The sequence below is a fragment of the Pseudomonas sp. S3_G06 genome (genome assembly GCF_054667565.1).
On record NZ_CP162738.1, the window covers coordinates 177,235 to 195,975 of the forward strand.

An 18,741-nucleotide genomic window follows, 5' to 3' on the forward strand; every position below is an offset into this window, starting at 1 on the left:
CATGCGTATTGACCGTTTAACCAGTAAATTACAGTTGGCCCTGTCCGACGCCCAGTCGTTGGCGGTTGGCCACGATCATCCGGCCATCGAGCCGGCGCACTTGATGCAGGCCATGCTTGAACAGCAGGGCGGTTCGATCAAGCCGCTGCTGATGCAGGTAGGCTTCGACGTCAACAGCTTGCGTAAAGAGCTGACCAAAGAGCTCGACCAATTACCGAAAATCCAGAACCCGACCGGCGACGTCAACATGTCGCAGGATCTGGCGCGCCTGCTCAATCAGGCCGACCGTCTGGCTCAGCAGAAGGGCGACCAGTTCATCTCCAGCGAACTGGTGCTGCTCGCTGCGATGGACGAGAACAGCAAGCTCGGCAAGTTGCTGCTCGGCCAAGGCGTGAGCAAGAAAGCCCTGGAAAACGCGATCAACAACCTGCGTGGTGGCGAAGCGGTAAATGACGCCAACCACGAAGAGTCGCGGCAGGCGCTGGACAAATACACCGTCGACCTGACCAAGCGCGCCGAAGAAGGCAAGCTTGATCCGGTGATCGGCCGTGACGACGAGATCCGCCGCACCATTCAGGTTCTGCAACGCCGTACCAAGAACAACCCGGTGCTGATCGGTGAACCTGGCGTGGGTAAAACCGCGATCGCCGAAGGGCTGGCGCAGCGCATCATCAACGGCGAAGTGCCGGACGGCCTTAAAGGCAAGCGCCTGCTGTCGCTGGACATGGGCGCGCTGATCGCCGGCGCCAAGTATCGCGGCGAGTTCGAAGAGCGCCTGAAAGGCTTGCTCAACGAGCTGTCGAAGCAGGAAGGGCAGATCATTCTGTTCATCGACGAACTGCACACCATGGTCGGCGCCGGTAAGGGCGAAGGCTCGATGGACGCCGGCAACATGCTCAAGCCTGCGCTGGCTCGCGGCGAGTTGCACTGCGTCGGCGCGACCACGCTCAACGAGTATCGCCAATATATAGAGAAGGACGCGGCGCTCGAGCGGCGTTTCCAGAAAGTCCTGGTGGACGAGCCGAGCGAAGAAGACACCATCGCGATTCTGCGTGGCCTTAAAGAGCGTTACGAGGTTCACCACAAGGTGGCGATCACCGACGGCGCGATCATTGCCGCGGCGAAACTCAGCCATCGCTACATCACGGATCGGCAGTTGCCGGACAAGGCCATCGACTTGATCGATGAGGCCGCCAGCCGTATCCGCATGGAGATCGACTCCAAGCCGGAAGTGCTCGATCGTCTGGAGCGGCGCCTGATTCAGTTGAAAGTGGAATCCCAGGCGCTGAAGAAAGAAAGCGACGACGCAGCGAAGAAACGCCTGGAAAAACTCCAGGAAGAAATCGAGCGTCACGAACGTGAGTACTCGGATCTGGAAGAAATCTGGAACTCGGAAAAAGCCGAGGTGCAGGGTTCTGCGCAGATCCAGCAGAAGATCGAACAGTCGCGCCAGGAATTGGAAGCCGCACGCCGCAAAGGCGACCTGAATCGCATGGCGGAGTTGCAGTACGGGGTGATCCCCGATCTGGAGCGCAGCCTGCAAATGGTCGACCAGCACGGCAAGAGCGAAAACCAGTTGCTGCGCAGCAAGGTGACTGAAGAAGAGATTGCCGAAGTCGTGTCGAAGTGGACCGGCATCCCGGTGTCGAAGATGCTCGAAGGCGAGCGCGACAAGCTGAGGAAGATGGAGAGCCTGTTGCACAAACGGGTCATCGGTCAGGAAGAAGCGGTCGTGGCTGTGGCCAACGCCGTGCGGCGTTCCCGCGCCGGGTTGTCCGACCCGAATCGTCCGAGCGGCTCGTTCATGTTCCTCGGCCCTACCGGTGTTGGTAAAACCGAGCTGTGCAAGGCCTTGGCCGAGTTCCTCTTCGATACCGAAGAGGCGATGGTGCGGATCGACATGTCAGAGTTCATGGAGAAACACTCCGTGGCTCGTCTGATCGGTGCGCCACCGGGCTACGTCGGCTATGAAGAGGGCGGTTACCTGACCGAAGCGGTGCGTCGCAAGCCGTATTCGGTAATCCTGATGGACGAAGTCGAGAAGGCGCACCCGGATGTGTTCAACATCCTCCTGCAAGTGCTTGAGGATGGCCGTCTGACCGACAGTCACGGGCGTACGGTGGACTTCCGCAACACGGTGATCGTGATGACCTCCAACCTCGGGTCGATCCAGATCCAGGAACTGGTCGGTGATCGTGAGGCGCAGCGTGCTGCTGTGATGGACGCGCTGACCTCGCACTTCCGTCCTGAGTTCATCAACCGGGTCGACGAGGTGGTGATCTTCGAGCCGTTGGCGCGGGATCAGATCGCCGGGATTACCGAGATCCAGTTGGGTCGCCTGCGCAGCCGTCTGGCCGAGCGCGAGCTGAAGCTGGAGCTGAGCCCGGAAGCGATGGACAAGCTGATCGCCGTCGGTTACGACCCGGTGTATGGCGCACGTCCTTTGAAACGGGCGATCCAGCGCTGGATCGAAAACCCGCTGGCGCAGTTGATCCTGTCGGGTCATTTCATGCCGGGCGACACCGCCACCGGCAAGGTCGAGAACGACGAAATCGTTTTCGGCTAAGCCTCAGCGGCAATGAAACCGGTAAGGCCTCGCATTGCGAGGCCTTTTTTTCGCCAGGCTGTTGAACTCAAAGGAAAAGGCTTGTAAAGTGCGCCCCGCAGTCAGTCACCGGCAGCGTTTCAACCCACCGGGTTGGAATCTGAAATAAGTTGCAAATCATTAACTTGAAAGCAATTTAGGGGGTTGACAGAGGTGTTCTAGGTTGTAGAATAGCGCGCCTCAGACACACGAACGCAGCGATGCGTACGGGTGGCGAGATGCAACAAAGCTTCACCGTTGTAAATTGAAATATGTAGTTCCGTGATAGCTCAGTCGGTAGAGCAAATGACTGTTAATCATTGGGTCCCAGGTTCGAGTCCTGGTCACGGAGCCAATTTCAAACCGGGGTATAGCGCAGTCCGGTAGCGCGCCTGCTTTGGGAGCAGGATGTCAGGAGTTCGAATCCCCTTACCCCGACCATATTTGGGTCGTTAGCTCAGTTGGTAGAGCAGTTGGCTTTTAACCAATTGGTCGTAGGTTCGAATCCCACACGACCCACCATTTTTGAAACCAGTTTGCGCTGGGATCGAATCTTAAGATCAGAGGCCAAAAGCGCTGATCGAAGAAGGCGATCTTTGAAAGGTCGCCTTTTTTTTACCGGGGTATAGCGCAGTCCGGTAGCGCGCCTGCTTTGGGAGCAGGATGTCAGGAGTTCGAATCCCCTTACCCCGACCATATTGAAAATCCTCGTATCGAAAGATACGGGGATTTTTTTTGCCTGCCGAAAGGCTAATCCCTTCAAGTCGTCATACAACCTGCCGATAGCCCGCTAACACGAGGGGACTGCCAACGCTTCGCCCCTTGATCTGGCCATTACAAGAATAAGGGCGTTCGTCATGTTGCTTCGTCAGTTGAATATTGCTCCCCGGGCTGCCCTGGGATTTGCCCTGATCGCGGTGTTGGTGGCCTTGCTCGGCGTGTTTGCGCTGGGACAGATGTCGAGTATTCGCGACAGTGAGGTGGCGGTGGAGAACCGCTGGTTGCCGAGCATCCGTGGCGGCGACGAGATCCGCGAACTGATGCTGCGCATCCGCACCATCTCCCTGCGCATGGCGCTCGATCAGGATCCGGCCAATATCGCCACCTATCGCGGCCAGATGGACACCCGCGACAAGGAACTGAGCGAGAAGATCGCCGCCTACGACAAACTGGTCGACACTGCCGAAGGTCAGCAGCTGTATGACCAGTTCAAGAAAACCTTCGCCGCCTATCGCACTGGCATTGCCCAGTCATTCACCCTTGCCGAGCAAGGCAAGCGTGACGAGCTGACCAAATTGCTCCTGGTTGACATGAAGACCGTGGTCGACGGCTCCGGCAAACAGCTCAATGATCTCGCCGATCTGTTCGCCCGCCAGGTCGCTGCCGAAAGCGAGAAGTCCGCCGCGCATTATGAAACCTCGCGCACCATCGTTACTCTTTTCATTGCCTTGGCAGCGCTGGCCACGGTGGCGCTGGCGATGTTGCTCACGCGCAGTATCGTGCGCCCGCTGAGCAGCGCCGTGGATGCCGCTGAAAGTGTCGCTAAGGGCGATCTAACCCGACCGATCGAAACCCATGGCAATGACGAAGTCAGCCGCTTGCTCAAGGCCTTGGCGACGATGCAACAGAACCTGCGCGAGACCCTGCAAGGTATCAGCGGCTCAGCTACGCAACTGGCCACCGCCGCGGATGAACTGAGCGCCGTTACCATCGACAGCACCCAAGGCTTGCAAGAGCAGAACAACGAAATCGAACAGGCCGCCACTGCGGTTAACGAGATGACCGCTGCGGTGGAGGAGGTCGCGCGCAACGCGGTGTCGACGTCCGATGCCACGCGCCAGTCCAGTCAGTCGGCGCAATTGGGCCAGGAGCGCGTCAGCGAAACCGCCAGCGCGATCAATGCGCTGGCCAGTGATGTGCAGAACACCGGTGAACTGGTGCAGTCGCTGGCCAATCAGTCGCAGGACATCGGTAAGGTTCTGGACGTGATTCGCGCCATCGCCGAGCAGACCAATCTGCTGGCGCTCAACGCCGCCATCGAGGCAGCACGCGCCGGTGAAAGCGGTCGCGGCTTTGCGGTGGTGGCCGACGAAGTGCGCGCACTGGCGTATCGCACCCAGCAATCGACGCAGGAAATCGAACAGATGGTGCAAGGCATGCGCAGCGGTTCGAGCCAGGCGCTGGAGTCAATGCAGGCCAGCGCATCTCGTGCGGCGAGCACGCTGGTTCTGGCAGAGCGGGCGGGTGAGGCGTTGGTGACGATCACGGCGTCGGTGCACGAGATTCACGAGCGCAACCTGGTGATCGCCAGCGCTGCCGAGGAGCAGGCGCAGGTGGCGCGGGAAGTGGATCGCAATCTGGTGAATATTCGCGACCTGTCGGTGCGTTCGGCTGCGGGGGCTGATCAGACCAGCGCATCGAGCCACGAACTGTCGCAACTGGCCAATGCGCTACAGGGCATGGTGCGGCGCTTCCAGCTGTGATGAACAGCGATTCATTGCAGGCCTTCGCCCACTGATTTGAGAACAGCACGAAACAATGTGGGAGCGAGCCTGCTCGCGAAGGGGCCGGATCATTCAACGACAGTGTTGACAGACCCACCGCTTTCGCGAGCAGGCTCGCTCCCACAGGTTGGCGTTTTAGTGCAGTTTCAGACGCGGCTCGGTGCCACGACCAATCTTGCTGCCCAGCATCAGCATCGCCGTGCGGAACGGCCCGTACAGCGCCATCTGGTGCATACGGTACAGCGACACATAGAACATCCGCGCCAGCCAGCCTTCGAGCATGACGCTGCCGGTCAGGTTACCCATCAAGTTACCCACAGCAGAAAAACGCGACAGCGAGATCAGCGAGCCGTAGTCGGTGTATTTGTACTCCGGCAGGGTCTTGCCTTCGATGCGCAATTTCAGCGACTTGGCCAGCAGCGACGCCTGTTGATGCGCCGCTTGTGCCCGTGGCGGCACGTTGCGATCGGTACCCGGTTGCGGGCAGGCCGCGCAGTCACCGAAGGCAAAGATGTTTTCGTCGCGCGTGGTTTGCAGAGTCGGCAGCACTTGCAGCTGATTGATGCGGTTGGTTTCCAGACCGTCGATGTCCTTGAGGAAACCCGGTGCGCGAATGCCGGCAGCCCAGACTTTCAGGCTGGCCTTGATCTCGTTGCCATCGGCGGTGATCAGGCTGTCGGCAGTCACTTCGCTGACTGCTGCGTTGGTCATCACATTGACCCCGAGCTTTTCCAGGGTCTTGTGCACCGGCCCGCTGATGCGCTCCGGCAGGGCAGGCAGCACCCGTGGGCCGGCTTCGATCAGCGTGATGTGCATGTTTTCCGGTTTGATCCGGTCCAGACCATACGCGGCCAATTCATGGGCGGCGTTGTGCAGCTCTGCCGCCAGTTCGACGCCAGTGGCGCCAGCGCCGACGATGGCCACGCTGATTTGCTCGACCACATCGGTCTGCCCGGCGTGGGCGCGCAGATAGTGATTGAGCAATTGCTGGTGGAAGCGCTCAGCCTGTTTGCGCGTATCGAGGAACAGGCAATGCTGCGCCGCGCCCTGGGTGCCGAAATCGTTGGTGGTGCTGCCCACGCTGATCACCAGCGAGTCATAAGCCACTTCACGCGCCGGCACCAGCTCGACGCCGTTTTCGTCATAGGTCGCGGCCAACTGGATTTTCTTCTGCGCGCGATCGAGCCCGCTCATGCGCCCGAGCTGGAACTCGAAGTGGTTCCATTTCGCCTGGGCGACATAGTTGAGTTCGTCTTCGGAGGAGTTCAGGGAACCGGCGGCCACTTCGTGCAGCAGCGGCTTCCAGATGTGGGTCAGGTTCGCGTCGACCAGCATCACGCTGGCCGTGCCGCGCTTGCCCAGAGTCTTACCCAGGCGGGTAGCCAACTCCAGACCGCCGGCGCCGCCGCCGACAATGACAATACGATGGGACATAGGGATAACTCGCAAGGTTTTTAAAGGAAATCGGTGCGGTTACCCGAGGGAGCGCAAGGCAGCTCATAACGTCAGGTAACTGATAAATCGGCTCAACAGGCCCAGACCAATGGTCACTGCCAGCACCAGCACCAGGAGCATCCACGGCCGGAAAGGCCGGCGCTCGACACGGTGTTGGGACAGTTGCAGGTACTCTTCGACATGCTTTTGGTCTTCGGGGTTCAGGCGGCTGGTCATATTTGCCTCGTCAGGTAGACGTTACTGAATGAGCACAGGCTACAGCGGTTTTCAGCCCGGATTGAACGCAGCGTAGCCACTGTCCGGAACCGGTTCGACGCACACGCTATCGTCGAGACGAATGATGCCGCTTTGTAACACCCGGGCGGTGATCCCGCCATGCCCGCGCACGGCTTGAAAAGTGCCCGGGCCGAGGTTGTTCTGCAAGCGTGCGCAGGGCTGACACCAGCCAGTGGTTTCGAGTATCGCTTGCCCGATGCGAAAGCGCCGCCCCTTCAGGCTAAACAAATTGATTCCGCTTATAACGAGATTGCGCCGCAGATCTTCAGGCCGGACCGGCTGGTCAGCGGGACGGCCCATCAATGCATTGATCACCGCCAAGTGCTCCCACTGAATCAGCGTCACCTGTCGCGCATTGCGAACGCCCGGGCGGGCGTGGTCGCCGGTGAGCCCGGCTTCCAGCCGCGCCTCGACCGCGTCGAGCTCAAGCATCGGCCCACGGGATGCTGGACGCACGCCGATCCAGCGCACACGACCGGTTTGCGGAACCTCGGCGATCAACTGCTGCAGCGGCGTCACAGGCTGATGCCCACGTCGAACACAATGCTGCGGCCGAGGTTGCTGCGCAGAAAGTCCGGTGCGTCGGGGTGGGCGAACAGCACACGGGCGAATGTCGGGCCGACCAGCGACAGCGAGCGCCAGCCCTGACGCAGATATTCGGTCGGTGGCGGGAAATGACTGTTGAGGTCCAGCACTTCGCGTTTGAGGCTGGGGAAGGCGATGATGTCCAGCTCACCCAGATCCATGCCGCGTTCCTTGTAGTTGTGCGCCTTCTTGCGCAGCGTTGGCGCCAGACGCAGGAGAAATTCATTGGCCGGGATGCGTTTGGGCTTGGCTTCGCGGCGCACCAGTTGGCTCAGGGAGAACGCACTGCGCCGACGCTGCAACTCGTCGCGCCATTCATCATTGAGACGGCGGCCTTCATCGAGGACGAAAAAAACTTCGAAATTGGCATCGCGGAACAACACGTCCGGCGGCTCACCGGCCGGGGCGAATTCGTCGGCGCGGTAGGGGATGTTCAGACCTTGCAGCAGGCGCTGGCAGACCCAACGCTCACGCTCCCATTTGCGGGCATTGGACAGGAACGCATTGGCCTGCTCGGCCGCGATGGTCAGCAGGCGTAAATAATCTGAATCATCCATAAGCCCAAGCTTAGCGTCCAAATGCGACAAGCAGATAGCTTTGCATCGGTCCAGATAGAAACGTCGCGCGATTGCGCCCTTGTAGGAGCTGCCGAAGGCTGCGATCTTTTGCTTTATAAACAAGATCAAAAGATCGCAGCCTTCGGCAGCTCCTACAAAAAAAGCGTGTCGAGTAGCAGGTGAGGGAATCATGATCGGCGCCGAACTGCTTTCAACGGCAAGCCTGACGCTCGGCTGGCTGATTTATCTGTCGGTGCTGCTCTGGGCGATCATGCGTTCGCCATGGGTCGAGCTGTTCAGCGACAGTCGCCGGCAGCACTTGCTGTTCGGCACGGTGTTCGCGCTATTTCTGCTGTGGCTGGTGCGCAGGGATTTCGACACCGGCGTGTCGTATCACTTTATCGGCATGACGGCGGTGACGCTGCTGCTCGATTGGCCGCTGGCGATCGTCGGCGGGCTGGTTGCGCAGATGGGGCTGGTGCTGCTGGGGCGTCAGGACCTGGCTGCGGTGGGCGTCAATGGCGCGTTGCTGATTCTGCTGCCAGTGCTGATCACCGAATGCGTGGCAATCCTCGTGGAGCGTGCGCAACCACGAAATCCGTTCGTTTACATCTTCTGTTCCGGTTTCTTCGCCGCTGCGTTGTCCGGCCTGTTGTGCCTGATTCTGAGTCTGACGTTGCTGTGGTACGACGGCCTCTTCGCCATGCCGGAATGGCTGGAAGATTTCGTCGGCTACCTGTGGTTGCTGCTGTTCCCCGAGGCCTTTATCAACGGCATGGTCGTCAGCGCGTTGGTGGTGTTCTGCCCGGAATGGCTGGAGACCTTCAACCGCACCCGTTACCTTTCAGCGCCGTGGAAGGACGACGATCCGAAGTCTTGATCCACATCAAACCGGCCATGCCGCAGAAATTTCATGCTCACGCAAATCCCTTCAGGAGCAGTGGCATGGGCGTGTACGAATGGGCGCGGCAGGAAACCCGGCAGAGTCTGGAGCTGGCGCAGGAAGTGGGCTTTGACCCGGGCCTGAGTTTGCGCGCCCTGCTCAGCGCCGTGGTGCAGCAGAGCAAGGCCGTGCGCAATGCCGAAGACCTGGCCGACGAGTTGCGCTTTCTTGCGGAGAACCTCGACGACAGTCAGGACTACGGCTTTATGCGGCCCTGATCAGCGATCAGTGACGCGGATCGAAATCGCCGGAAAACAGCTCGTCTTCGGCATCCGGGGCGACCGGAATCTTGTGCTCTTCTGAGGCCCAGGCGCCGAGGTCGATCAGTTTGCAGCGGTCGGAGCAGAACGGACGGAATTTGTTCGCCGGGGTGAATTCGACGGGGGCGCCGCAGGTTGGGCATTCAACGGTTGGAATCTGGCTCATGCTTGGCCTCCGGATAAAGTCAGATAAAAGTGATGCAGACGCTCGACTTCGCTGTGCAGCCAAGAAAGGTCGCGGTCGTTGACGATCACGTCGTCGGCACGGCTCACGCGGTCTTCACGGCTCGATTGCGCCTTGAGGATCGCCTGCACCTGCGCTTCGCTGGTCTGGTCACGCTGCAAGGTGCGTTCGATCTGCAGTGGTTGCGGCGCATCGATGACCAGAATGCGCTGAGTCATCGCGTATTGCCCGGACTCGATCAGCAGCGGTGAAACCAGAATCGCGTAAGGCGATTTTGCCTGCGCCAGATGATGAGCGATTTCTTCGCCGATCAACGGATGCAGCAGCGCTTCAAGCCAACGCCGCTGTTCAGGGTCTTCAAAAATCAGTTTGCGCAGGGCGGCGCGGTCCAGCGTGCCGTCGGCCTGCAACACGGCGGAACCGAAATGCTCGGCGATTTTCGCCAGCGCCGGACGCCCCGGCTCGACTACCCAGCGCGCCGCATGATCGGCATCCACCACATGCACGCCGAGGTCGATGAAGTGCTGCGCCGCCGCGCTTTTGCCGCTGCCGATGCCGCCGGTCAGGCCGAGGATCCAGGGTTTTTCCACAGGGGTATTCATTTCAAACCGACAGACTGCCAATAGAAGTCGGTTATTTGACCACCCCAGAGCAAGGCAATCCAGCCGGCAATTGCCAGAAAGGGCCCGAAGGGGATCGGCGTCGAGGTTTCCTGGGCGCGCAGGCGCAGCATGACGACGCCCAAAATCGCTCCCACCAAGGATGACAACAGAATCGTCAGCGGCAGAATCTGCCAGCCACCCCAAGCGCCAAGCAAGGCCAACAGCTTGAAATCGCCGTGACCGATGCCGTCCTTGCCGGTGAGCAGTTTGAACAGCCAGAACACCGACCACAGCGCCAGATAACCCGCGACTGCGCCCCACAATGCATCTGGCAACGCCACGAACACGCCGAAGCTGTTGACGATCAGCCCCAGCCACAGCAGCGGCAGCACCAGCACGTCGGGCAGCAGCTGATGTTCGCAGTCGATCAGACTCATCGCCAGCAAGCCCCACGTCAGCAAAATCAGCAAGCTCGCCGGCCAGCCGAAGCCCAGATGCCAGGCGATGAATGCCGAGAGCAGGCCGCAGGCCAGTTCGGTCAGCGGGTAACGTCTACTGATCGGCGCCGAACAGGCCGAGCAGCGCCCGCGCAGCAGCAGATAACTGAGCAGCGGAATGTTTTCCCACGGGCGGATCCGGTGTCCGCAATGCGGGCACGCGGAGTGCGGCAGCATCAGGTTGTAGGTCGGCACGGGCGTTTCGCTGGGCAGGCCGAGCACATCATGGGCTTGCTGGCGCCAGTCGCGCTCGAGCATTTTCGGCAAGCGCCAGACCACAACATTGAGGAAGCTGCCGACCACCAGCCCGAGCAGCAGCGCGCTGACCACAAAGGCCAGCGGATACACGGCAAACAGTTCATCGATAGGCATGTCAGATCGCTGAGCCGAGTTGGAAGATCGGCAGGTACATGGCCACCACCAGTCCACCGACGATGACCCCCAGCACCACCATGATGAACGGCTCCATCAGGCTGGTGAGGTTGTCGACCATGTTATCGACTTCTGCTTCATAAAAACCGGCGACCTTGTCGAGCATGTCATCCAGCGCGCCCGATTCCTCGCCGATGGCGGTCATCTGCACCGCCATATTGGGAAACACACCGGTGCTGCGCATGGAGAAATTGAGCTGCATGCCGGTCGAGACGTCCTGCCGAACCCGTAGCACCGCGCGCTTGAACACCACGTTGCCGGTGGCGCCCGCCACCGAATCCAGCGCCTCCACCAACGGCACACCGGCGGCGAAAGTGGTCGACAGGGTGCGGGCAAAGCGGGCGACGGCGGACTTGTACATCAAAGTGCCTACCAGCGGCAGCTTCAGCAGCCAGGCATCGCGCCGGTCGCGCAGGGCCTGCGAGGTCTTCAGCGCGTGACGAGTGCCGAAAAACGCTGCCACCAGTGCAAACAGAATCGCCCACCACCACTGCTGCATGAATTCCGACAGGCTGATGATCATCAGGGTGAAGCCCGGCAGTTCTGCGCCGAACCCGGAGAATACCGACTGGAACTGCGGCACCACTTTGACCAGCAGAATGCCGGTCACCACCGCCGCCACCAGCACCACGGCGGTGGGGTAGGTCATGGCTTTCTTGATCTTGGCCTTGAGCGCTTCGCTTTTTTCCTTATAGGTCGCCACTCGTTCGAGCAACGTGTCGAGGGCACCGGACTGTTCGCCGGCGTCGACCAGGTTGCAGTACAACTCGTCGAAGTATTGCGGCTTCTTGCGCAGGGCCGTGGCGAAGCTGTTACCGGCGGCAACTTCCTGTTTGACCTCATCGACCAGCTTGCGCATGGCCGGGTTTTCGAAGCCTTCGCCGATGATGTCGAAGGACTGCAACAGCGGTACACCGGCCTTCATCATCGTTGCCATCTGCCGGGTGAACAGGGCGATGTCCTGCGGTTTGATGCGTTTGCCCAAGGTCAGCAGGGAGGCGGACTTCTTGCGCACCTTGCCCGGGTTGATCCCCTGTTTGCGCAGCTGCGCCTTGATCAGTGCGGGGTTCTGTCCGCTTAGTTCGCCGCTGACTTTGCTGCCTTTGCGGTCGGTGCCTTCCCAGGCGTAAATGCTGACTTTTGCTGCCTTGACCGCCATGTTCAATCCTTGGTGACCCGGTTGATTTCCTCAAGGCTGGTGATGCCTTGCATGGCCTTGTACAGCCCGGAAGTGCGCAGATCGGCGAAACCGTCGCGGCGCATCTGAATGTCGATTTCCAGCGAATTGCCTTCGGCCATGATCAACCGTTGCAGGTCCGGTGTGTTCTTTACCACTTCATAAATCCCCACGCGTCCTTTGTAACCGCCGTTGCAGTGATCGCAACCGACCGGCTCGTAGATCGTGAAATGGCCGATGCGTTCCTCGGGGAAGCCTTCCTTGAGCAAGGTTTCGTGCGGGATTTCCAGCGGCCGCTTGCAGTGTGCGCACAACTTGCGCGCCAGGCGCTGGGCGATGATCAGGCTGACCGAGGTGGCAATGTTGAAACCGGGAATGCCCATGTTGTGCAGGCGTGTCAGGGTTTCCGCTGCGCTATTGGTGTGCAGGGTCGACAGCACCAGGTGGCCGGTCTGCGCGGCCTTGATCGCGATCTCGGCGGTTTCCAGGTCGCGGATCTCGCCGACCATGATCACATCCGGGTCCTGACGCAGAAACGAGCGCAGCGCCTGGGCAAAGTCCAGCCCTTGGCGGGGATTGACGTTGACCTGATTGATGCCTTCCATGTTGATTTCCACCGGGTCTTCGGCGGTGGAAATGTTGATGTCGACGGTGTTGAGGATATTCAGCCCGGTGTACAGCGACACGGTTTTACCGGAGCCGGTGGGGCCAGTGACCAGAATCATCCCTTGCGGCTGTTTCAGCGCGGCCAGGTACAAGGCTTTTTGTTCGGCTTCGTAGCCCAGCGCATCGATGCCCATTTGTGCACTGGACGGGTCGAGAATCCGGATCACCACTTTTTCGCCCCACAGGGTCGGCAGGGTGTTGACGCGAAAATCGATGGATTTGCTTTTCGACAGGCGCATCTTGATCCGCCCGTCCTGGGGTTTGCGTCGTTCGGAAATATCCAGACTGGCCATCACCTTCAGGCGAGCGGCAATACGCCCGGCCAACTGGATCGGCGGCTTGGCCACCTCGCGCAGCATGCCATCGGTGCGCATACGCACCCGGTAGTTTTTTTCGTAAGGCTCGAAATGCAGGTCGGAAGAGCCGCTCTTGATCGCGTCGAGCAGCATCTTGTGCACGAAGCGTACGACCGGGGCATCGTCGGCATCGAGGCCGCCGATCACGTCCTGTTTGTTGTCATCAATGGACTCGACGTCGAGGCCGTCGAGATCGACATCGGCCATTTCTTCCAGACCCGAGGCGTGGCTGTCGAAGAACTTGTCGATGGCGTCACTGAGCTTGTCGTCCTCGACCAGAATCGCTTCGGTGCTCAGGCCGGTGCTGAACTGGATGTCGCTGATCGCCTGCTGATTGCTCGGGTCGGAAAGGCCCACGAACAGTTTGTTGCCGCGCCGCCACAAGGGCAGGGCGCAATGCTGACGAACCAGTTTTTCACTGACCAGGCCCTTGGGCTGAGTCTCTTTGTCGAGGCAATGCAAATCGAGCAGGGCCATGCCGAAATGTTCGGAAGCGATCTCGGCAATTTGCCGGCTGTTGACCAGTTTGTTGTGTACCAGGTAATTGACCAGCGACACGCGATTGCGCTGGGCCTGCGCCCAGGATTGCCGGGCACTTGTTTCCGTGAGCAGTTCGGCCTGGACCAATTGCTTGGCCAGACCGCTCAGAGCGATGTCATTCATGGGGATTCCGCACGCTTGCCGTTCATGACTTATAGCCTAGTCAAGTGACAGCGCCAAACACGGCCGGTGCAGGTGACAAAAAGTGTCAGATAGTGCGGTCGCGGGTGTAGGAAACGGCGCAGGAAATTGCGCGCGCCCAGCAGGCGGGGCCTGAAAGGCGTTGGCATGGGCTGTGCTGAGCCTTGTTCAGATCATGAGATTTCGACTCATGCATGGAGCGTGTCTATGAAAAAACAACAAGGTTTCACATTGATCGAGCTGCTGATCGTCGTGGCGATCATCGGCATTCTGGCGACTATCGCCCTGCCGCAGTATTCGAAGTATCAGGCGCGGTCGAAGGTGACGGCGGGGCTGGCGGAGATTAGTGCATTGAAAGTGCCGTTCGAGGACACGATCAATCAAGGCACAGCTCCAACTCTGGCCAACGTTGCCAATGGTGCGACTACTACCTCCAACTGTACGTTGGCAGTTACAGGCACAGCCGCGACTGGCGAAGGCACGCTTACCTGTACCCTGCTCAATGCACCAGGTCCGGTGTTAGGTAAAACCATTACGCTTTCTCGTTCCGGGGCGGCGACGGGGAATACCTCCGGTGTTTGGACGTGTGCGACGACGGTCAACTCTGATTATTCTCCGCGCGGTTGCACGGCGAGCGGTACGTAATCACAAAGGTGAATAATCAGAATGCCCCGCATTGCGGGGTATTTTTGTATCTGCGATCACTTAACAAAAGCTCCAATAATTTCAGCAGCTTATGAACTTTCCGAAAAACCGCAACTTGCATGCGAAATTGCGTTGAGTCATGCATTTTGCATGAAAACGAAAATCAATGTTTTTTATAACTCATTGTTTTTAAACAGTTTTATGCGACTGAAAAAGTTGGCACAGCGTTCGCAATATCTCCGGTAACCCTGCTGACAAGCGTTACAGCAGACTTCCAGTAAAAACAGGAGTTACTCGTATGAAGAAGTTCGCTATCACTGCCGCTGCTACCGCTCTGACCCTGACCATGGCTGGTGGCGCTTTCGCCCAGTCCGCTCAGGCTACCCAGGCGCCAATGGTTCTGGCTGCCGGTGAAGTTACCGAAATGAAACAAGATACCAGCGACACCTGGATCACCACCAAGGTCAAAGCTGACCTGGTTACCGAAAAAGGCATTCCAGGCACCGACATCAAAGTCGAAACCAACAAGGGTGTAGTTTCCCTGTCGTCGACCACTGCGGTAACCGAGTCGCAGAAAGAAGTCGCCGTAGGCATTGCCAAGAAAATCAAAGGCGTTAAAGCGGTCTCCGCTGATGGCCTGAAAGCCGAGTAAGGCAAGACTTCTCGCCTGAACCGGGAGAAGACGCGACAGACGGGCCGAGCAATACGTCTGCCGCAACTTTAGAGTTCATGCGAACGGTCACACGGATGTGACCATTACAGGCCCCGGCACTTGTGTCGGGGCCTGTTCTATTTGGAGAATCAAAAGATCGCAGCCTTCGGCAGCTCCTACAGGGAAATGCATTCCAAATGTAGGAGCTGCCGAAGGCTGCGATCTTTTGCTCTTCTCAGTTACCGCGTTTGCTGTTGATCTGCCGCAGGCGATTGCCTTCGAAACGCAGGTATTGATACATGCCGTTGTTCGGGCCGTAGGTCCATTCCTCGACCTGAAACTCTTCGCGGCGATTGGCGCTGCGCTTGTAGCCGAGCACATCGCGACTGACCGGCTCGCCACATTTTTGCAGCACTTCGCTGGCGCGGTCGCCGAGGCTGATCAACTGGCTGCCGCAGCGCAATGTATCCGAAGCCGACGCGTGGCCGGCGGCGCAGGTCAGCGCGAGCACAGCCAGCCAGTTACGCACGGTCATTCGGCATCCAGGTGCATTTGCGTCACCACACGGCCGTCGCTTTCGGCCTCGCCGAGGTTGGCGTCGATGAAATACACGCGGTCATCCTCGAGCTTGCCCTTGTCGACCAGGTAATCCTTGATGGTGCTGGCGCGATCCTGGCCCAACTGGCGCAACAGCACCTCGCTGCCGCTCCAGAACGCGATCACGCCCTGGCGCATTTTCGCCGTGCGTTCTTCCTTGCCGAGGTCTTTCCATTCTGCCGGTGGCTGGGTTTTCAGGCGGGTGCGGTAAATCCCTTCGAGCAATGCGCCTTTCTCGCCTTCGGGCACTTGCAGCAGCGAGGCCTGGGCCGGGACCTTGTCGCCACGGCGCTGGAGCATCTTGTAATAGTTGTATTGGTATTCGCGTTCCAGGCGTTGCTCGGCGAGCAGTGGCCCATCACTGCTCTTCGCGGCAGTGCCTTCGATTTCCAGGCGCAGCGCCGGACGTTCCTTGAGCGCTTGCGACAGTTTCACCAGCGCCGCTTCGGCGTCTTTGCTCAGATCGCTGGAGCCCGGCGCGAAGGACACCGTGCCGAGGTCTTCGGAGCCGCCGCCACTGACCAGCCCGCCGATCATCTTGAACGGCGCGGCGGCAGCTTTGACGATCAAATTGCGCAGGGTCTGCCAGACGATCGGCATGACGCTGAACTGTGGATTATTCAGGTCGCCGGTCACCGGCAATTCGATGGAGATCTTGCCGTCGACGTCCTTGAGCAGGGCGATCGCCAGTTTCAGCGGCAGACTCACTGCATCAGGGCTGTCGACCTTCTCGCCCAGTTGCAGTTGCTCGACGACGACTTTGTTCTCGGCTTTCAGTTGGCCTTTGGTGATCAAGTAGTGCAGATCAAGGTTGAGCCGGCCCTTGCGGATGCGGTAGCCGGCGAACTTGCCGGAGTAGGGCGTCAGGGTGGTTAGCTCGACGCGCTTGAAACTGGTGGCGATGTCGAGACTGGCCATCGGGTCGAACGGATTGACCGCACCCTTGATGGTCACCGGCGCATAGCGGTCTACCTTGCCTTTGATGTCGACGCTGGCCGGTTTTGCCTGACGGCTGTCGATGGTGCCGATCTGACCGTTGAGCTGCTGCACGGCGGTGGCGAAATTCGGCGTCAGGCTGAAGTCGGCGAAGTTGGCCGAGCCGTCGTTGATCGCAATCGCACCGATGTGAATGCCCAGTGGTTTGTCCTTGCTGGCCGGTTTGGCTCCGGCAGGTTTGGTGCCGCTGTCGGCCGGTTGCGGGATCAGCAGGTCGTCGACGTTGGTGGTGCGATCGTCGTTGATCATGAAGCGCACATACGGCTGCAACAGGTTGACCTTGTCGATCGACAGGCTGTCGCCGTGCTGATAGTTGATACCGTCGACCACGACTTGCTGCCATTTGAGGAAGTCGCGGGTCTTCAGCGTATCGAGGGTGTGCAGTTGATCGATCTGCGCGCGGCCGGTAACACTGAGGGCCAGTGGCTCGGTGCTCTTCAGGTTGACCTTGAGGTCACTGCCGAGCATGCCGCTGCGCAGTTCCAGGCGAATGAACGGGTTGATGTAGGACTGCGCGACACGCAGGTCGACGTCCTCGGTTTTCACGTTGAGCTGCGCGTTGACCGGGGCCAGATTAACCGTGCCGTCGGCGCTGATCTTGCCTTGCTTGCCCAGGCCGCTGTCGAGCTTGAGCTTGAAAGGCGAGCCGTTGAGGCTGTCGAAATCCTGCAGGTCGACGTTCAGCGGAGTGATGTCCAGCGCCACCGCCGGTTGCGCCGAGCGGTCGGCGAGATGGACCGTGTAGTTACGCAGTTGCACATCCTTGACCAGCACCTGCCATGGCTTGCTCGGGGCGCTTGGCTCAGGTTTCGGCGAGTCGGCGGCGGCCGGTGTATCCGTAGGTTCGGCAGCGGCTTTGGCCGCCGGTTTCGACGGTTGGCTGGCGAACAGCTTCTGCCAGTCCAGTTGGCCGTCGGCTTCCAGCGCCGCCCAGGTTTCCAGTTTGTTGCTGCGGATCTTGCCGACCACCACTTGCTGCTTGGCCAGGTCCAGCGAGGTTTCGCTGACGTCGAGGCGTTCAAGCCTGGCCAGCGGACGTCCGTCCGGAGCCTTGATGGCGAATGGCGCAATGCTCACCGCGACGTTGTTCAGCAGCAGTTCGGTTTGTTTCGACAGGTTGAGTTTGTACTCGGTGCTGAGGCTGACCACGCCGTTTTCCAGCACCAGCGGCACGGCGTCGCGCACGTAGGGCCAGAAGGATTTCATCTGGCCATCGGTGACTTTCAGCGTGCCTTCGGAGGTGAACGGGATCAGGCTGAAATTGCCGGTCCAGTCGATCCGCCCGCCAGCGGGGCCGATGGCGACGAGGGTCATGTCGGCGCTGTCCTCGGGCAGGGTGCTGAGGTTTTTCAGCTCGAAACTGAGGTCGTCGTAAAGAAATTCGATCGGCTCACTGGGCCGCATATCCTCGAAATGCACCACGCCGCCGGCCAGTTTGATGTTGTCGATACGCAGCGGGAACGGCTTGGCGTCGGGATCGGCGGGTGTCGGCTCGCTCGGCGGCAGGTTGAACAGGCCGAGCAGGTTGAGCTTGCCGTCCTTCGCGAAGAGGATTTCGCTTTTGGGTTTGTCCAGTTCGATGTCGGACAGATGCAGCGCTTTGGTCCACAGGCTGTCGATTTGCAGGTTGGCATAGAGGCGATCGAAGCCGACCTGCTCCTTGCCCGGTTCGCCGATGATCAGGCCCCACAGGGTGACCTCAAGGCTGAAGGGGTTGAGTTCGATACGCTGCAGATGCGCCGGCACCGTGGCGTAGTTGGCCAGTTGCTGGTTGGCCACGCGCAAGGTAATGCCCGGCAGGATCAGAAACCCCAGCAGGCTGTAGAGGGCCAGGGCTGTCAGCAGTGCGCCAATCGCGCGAATCAATCCTTTGGGCATGTGCGGCTTCATCTGTCTGAATCGGAGTGCCTTGGAGTATGGCACGCGATTCTGGTTCCGAAGTGCTTGATGTGGGACAGGATTGTTCAGAAATATTGAACACCACATAACCCTGTGGGAGCTGGCTTGCCAGCGATTGCGGTGGCTCAGACAACAATGATGTAGATCGACGTACCGTCATCGCTGGCAAGCCAGCTCCCACAGGTTATGACTT

Annotated in this window: 17 protein-coding genes and 4 tRNA genes; 10 read left to right on the plus strand and 11 right to left on the minus strand. The window is 59.6% G+C overall.

All coding sequences use genetic code 11. The features are described from left to right. Position 1 precedes the first annotated feature (1 nt). The 6 genes from clpB (at position 2) to AB4N47_RS00840 (ending at position 5,067) form a co-directional block, all read left to right on the plus strand. Entirely contained in the window at positions 2-2,566 is a 2,565-nt protein-coding gene (clpB, locus tag AB4N47_RS00815) for an ATP-dependent chaperone ClpB (RefSeq protein ID WP_341639210.1), read from the plus strand. 297 nt (positions 2,567-2,863) lie between these two features. Continuing rightward, a tRNA-Asn gene (locus AB4N47_RS00820) sits at positions 2,864-2,939 on the plus strand. 9 nt (positions 2,940-2,948) lie between these two features. Next, a tRNA-Pro gene (locus AB4N47_RS00825) sits at positions 2,949-3,025 on the plus strand. 5 nt (positions 3,026-3,030) lie between these two features. Then, a tRNA-Lys gene (locus AB4N47_RS00830) sits at positions 3,031-3,106 on the plus strand. A 97-nt stretch (positions 3,107-3,203) separates the two neighbouring features. Beyond that, positions 3,204-3,280 (plus strand) — tRNA-Pro (locus tag AB4N47_RS00835). A 161-nt stretch (positions 3,281-3,441) separates the two neighbouring features. Next, positions 3,442-5,067 carry a methyl-accepting chemotaxis protein gene (locus AB4N47_RS00840; RefSeq protein ID WP_336354097.1) on the plus strand — a complete coding sequence of 542 codons (1,626 nt, stop codon included), beginning with the start codon at positions 3,442-3,444 and terminating at the stop codon, positions 5,065-5,067. A 156-nt stretch (positions 5,068-5,223) separates the two neighbouring features. Here the strand turns inward: AB4N47_RS00840 and AB4N47_RS00845 are convergent, their stop codons facing one another. The 4 genes from AB4N47_RS00845 to AB4N47_RS00860 all read right to left on the minus strand — a co-directional run bounded on the left by AB4N47_RS00845 (position 5,224) and on the right by AB4N47_RS00860 (position 7,961). Then, entirely contained in the window at positions 5,224-6,522 is a 1,299-nt protein-coding gene (locus tag AB4N47_RS00845; protein WP_016773144.1) for an NAD(P)/FAD-dependent oxidoreductase, read from the minus strand. A gap of 63 nt (positions 6,523-6,585) precedes the next feature. Beyond that, positions 6,586-6,759, minus strand: coding sequence for a DUF3094 domain-containing protein (locus AB4N47_RS00850; RefSeq protein WP_007909875.1), 174 nt, complete (start codon positions 6,757-6,759; stop codon positions 6,586-6,588). Positions 6,760-6,810: 51 nt separating this feature from the next. Then, positions 6,811-7,338, minus strand: coding sequence for an MOSC domain-containing protein (locus AB4N47_RS00855; protein WP_341639209.1), 528 nt, complete (start codon positions 7,336-7,338; stop codon positions 6,811-6,813). Further along, positions 7,335-7,961 (minus strand): DUF1780 domain-containing protein, encoded by a 627-nt coding sequence (locus tag AB4N47_RS00860; protein ID WP_460154386.1) that lies wholly within the window; start codon positions 7,959-7,961, stop codon positions 7,335-7,337. Before AB4N47_RS00860 ends, AB4N47_RS00855 begins: the two co-directional genes overlap by 4 nt. Before the next feature lie 190 nt (positions 7,962-8,151). Here AB4N47_RS00860 and AB4N47_RS00865 point away from each other — a divergent pair, with 190 nt between their 5' ends. Further along, positions 8,152-8,841: an energy-coupling factor ABC transporter permease gene (locus AB4N47_RS00865; RefSeq protein WP_341639208.1), complete on the plus strand. Its 690-nt coding sequence runs from the start codon at positions 8,152-8,154 to the stop codon at positions 8,839-8,841. 65 nt (positions 8,842-8,906) lie between these two features. Further along, positions 8,907-9,122 (plus strand): hypothetical protein, encoded by a 216-nt coding sequence (locus AB4N47_RS00870; protein ID WP_016773148.1) that lies wholly within the window; start codon positions 8,907-8,909, stop codon positions 9,120-9,122. 7 nt (positions 9,123-9,129) lie between these two features. On the opposite strand, the gene yacG is transcribed toward AB4N47_RS00870, so the two are convergent. Genes yacG through pilB form a run of 5 tightly spaced genes read right to left on the minus strand, consistent with a single transcriptional unit; the run spans position 9,130 to position 13,741 of the window. After that, a complete protein-coding gene (gene yacG, locus AB4N47_RS00875; RefSeq protein ID WP_016773149.1) occupies positions 9,130-9,330 on the minus strand; it encodes a DNA gyrase inhibitor YacG in 201 nt (66 codons plus the stop codon). After that, complete coding sequence (gene coaE / locus AB4N47_RS00880; protein WP_341639207.1) at positions 9,327-9,950, minus strand: dephospho-CoA kinase; 624 nt, start codon at positions 9,948-9,950, stop codon at positions 9,327-9,329. The genes yacG and coaE overlap by 4 nt, the downstream gene beginning before the upstream one ends. Beyond that, on the minus strand, positions 9,947-10,819 hold the full coding sequence (locus AB4N47_RS00885; RefSeq protein ID WP_016773151.1) for a prepilin peptidase: 873 nt from the start codon (positions 10,817-10,819) through the stop codon (positions 9,947-9,949). The genes coaE and AB4N47_RS00885 overlap by 4 nt, the downstream gene beginning before the upstream one ends. A gap of 1 nt (position 10,820) precedes the next feature. Beyond that, on the minus strand, positions 10,821-12,038 hold the full coding sequence (locus AB4N47_RS00890) for a type II secretion system F family protein (RefSeq protein ID WP_122693098.1): 1,218 nt from the start codon (positions 12,036-12,038) through the stop codon (positions 10,821-10,823). Positions 12,039-12,040: 2 nt separating this feature from the next. Further along, positions 12,041-13,741: a type IV-A pilus assembly ATPase PilB gene (pilB, locus tag AB4N47_RS00895; RefSeq protein WP_341639206.1), complete on the minus strand. Its 1,701-nt coding sequence runs from the start codon at positions 13,739-13,741 to the stop codon at positions 12,041-12,043. A 225-nt stretch (positions 13,742-13,966) separates the two neighbouring features. On the opposite strand from pilB, the gene AB4N47_RS00900 reads away from it, so the two are divergent. Both AB4N47_RS00900 and AB4N47_RS00905 read left to right on the plus strand, forming a co-directional pair. Then, positions 13,967-14,404 (plus strand): pilin, encoded by a 438-nt coding sequence (locus tag AB4N47_RS00900; RefSeq protein WP_073475464.1) that lies wholly within the window; start codon positions 13,967-13,969, stop codon positions 14,402-14,404. A 298-nt stretch (positions 14,405-14,702) separates the two neighbouring features. Beyond that, a complete protein-coding gene (locus AB4N47_RS00905; protein ID WP_016773155.1) occupies positions 14,703-15,056 on the plus strand; it encodes a BON domain-containing protein in 354 nt (117 codons plus the stop codon). A 235-nt stretch (positions 15,057-15,291) separates the two neighbouring features. Here the strand turns inward: AB4N47_RS00905 and AB4N47_RS00910 are convergent, their stop codons facing one another. Both AB4N47_RS00910 and AB4N47_RS00915 read right to left on the minus strand, forming a co-directional pair. Beyond that, complete coding sequence (locus AB4N47_RS00910; RefSeq protein WP_039761633.1) at positions 15,292-15,591, minus strand: DUF2845 domain-containing protein; 300 nt, start codon at positions 15,589-15,591, stop codon at positions 15,292-15,294. After that, positions 15,588-18,539 carry a DUF748 domain-containing protein gene (locus tag AB4N47_RS00915; protein WP_341639205.1) on the minus strand — a complete coding sequence of 984 codons (2,952 nt, stop codon included), beginning with the start codon at positions 18,537-18,539 and terminating at the stop codon, positions 15,588-15,590. Before AB4N47_RS00915 ends, AB4N47_RS00910 begins: the two co-directional genes overlap by 4 nt. Between the last annotated feature and the right edge of the window lie 202 nt (positions 18,540-18,741).

What these genes read in the sequence shown, in the direction of transcription:
- clpB (WP_341639210.1), top strand. Translation starts at nt 2, where the DNA reads ATGCGTATTGACCGTTTAACCAGTAAATTACAGTTGGCCCTGTCCGAC.
- AB4N47_RS00840 (WP_336354097.1), top strand. Translation starts at nt 3,442, where the DNA reads ATGTTGCTTCGTCAGTTGAATATTGCTCCCCGGGCTGCCCTGGGATTT.
- AB4N47_RS00845 (WP_016773144.1), bottom strand. Translation starts at nt 6,522, where the DNA reads ATGTCCCATCGTATTGTCATTGTCGGCGGCGGCGCCGGCGGTCTGGAG.
- AB4N47_RS00850 (WP_007909875.1), bottom strand. Translation starts at nt 6,759, where the DNA reads ATGACCAGCCGCCTGAACCCCGAAGACCAAAAGCATGTCGAAGAGTAC.
- AB4N47_RS00860 (WP_460154386.1), bottom strand. Translation starts at nt 7,961, where the DNA reads ATGGATGATTCAGATTATTTACGCCTGCTGACCATCGCGGCCGAGCAG.
- AB4N47_RS00865 (WP_341639208.1), top strand. Translation starts at nt 8,152, where the DNA reads ATGATCGGCGCCGAACTGCTTTCAACGGCAAGCCTGACGCTCGGCTGG.
- AB4N47_RS00870 (WP_016773148.1), top strand. Translation starts at nt 8,907, where the DNA reads ATGGGCGTGTACGAATGGGCGCGGCAGGAAACCCGGCAGAGTCTGGAG.
- yacG (WP_016773149.1), bottom strand. Translation starts at nt 9,330, where the DNA reads ATGAGCCAGATTCCAACCGTTGAATGCCCAACCTGCGGCGCCCCCGTC.
- coaE (WP_341639207.1), bottom strand. Translation starts at nt 9,950, where the DNA reads ATGAATACCCCTGTGGAAAAACCCTGGATCCTCGGCCTGACCGGCGGC.
- AB4N47_RS00885 (WP_016773151.1), bottom strand. Translation starts at nt 10,819, where the DNA reads ATGCCTATCGATGAACTGTTTGCCGTGTATCCGCTGGCCTTTGTGGTC.
- AB4N47_RS00890 (WP_122693098.1), bottom strand. Translation starts at nt 12,038, where the DNA reads ATGGCGGTCAAGGCAGCAAAAGTCAGCATTTACGCCTGGGAAGGCACC.
- pilB (WP_341639206.1), bottom strand. Translation starts at nt 13,741, where the DNA reads ATGAATGACATCGCTCTGAGCGGTCTGGCCAAGCAATTGGTCCAGGCC.
- AB4N47_RS00900 (WP_073475464.1), top strand. Translation starts at nt 13,967, where the DNA reads ATGAAAAAACAACAAGGTTTCACATTGATCGAGCTGCTGATCGTCGTG.
- AB4N47_RS00905 (WP_016773155.1), top strand. Translation starts at nt 14,703, where the DNA reads ATGAAGAAGTTCGCTATCACTGCCGCTGCTACCGCTCTGACCCTGACC.
- AB4N47_RS00910 (WP_039761633.1), bottom strand. Translation starts at nt 15,591, where the DNA reads ATGACCGTGCGTAACTGGCTGGCTGTGCTCGCGCTGACCTGCGCCGCC.
- AB4N47_RS00915 (WP_341639205.1), bottom strand. Translation starts at nt 18,539, where the DNA reads ATGAAGCCGCACATGCCCAAAGGATTGATTCGCGCGATTGGCGCACTG.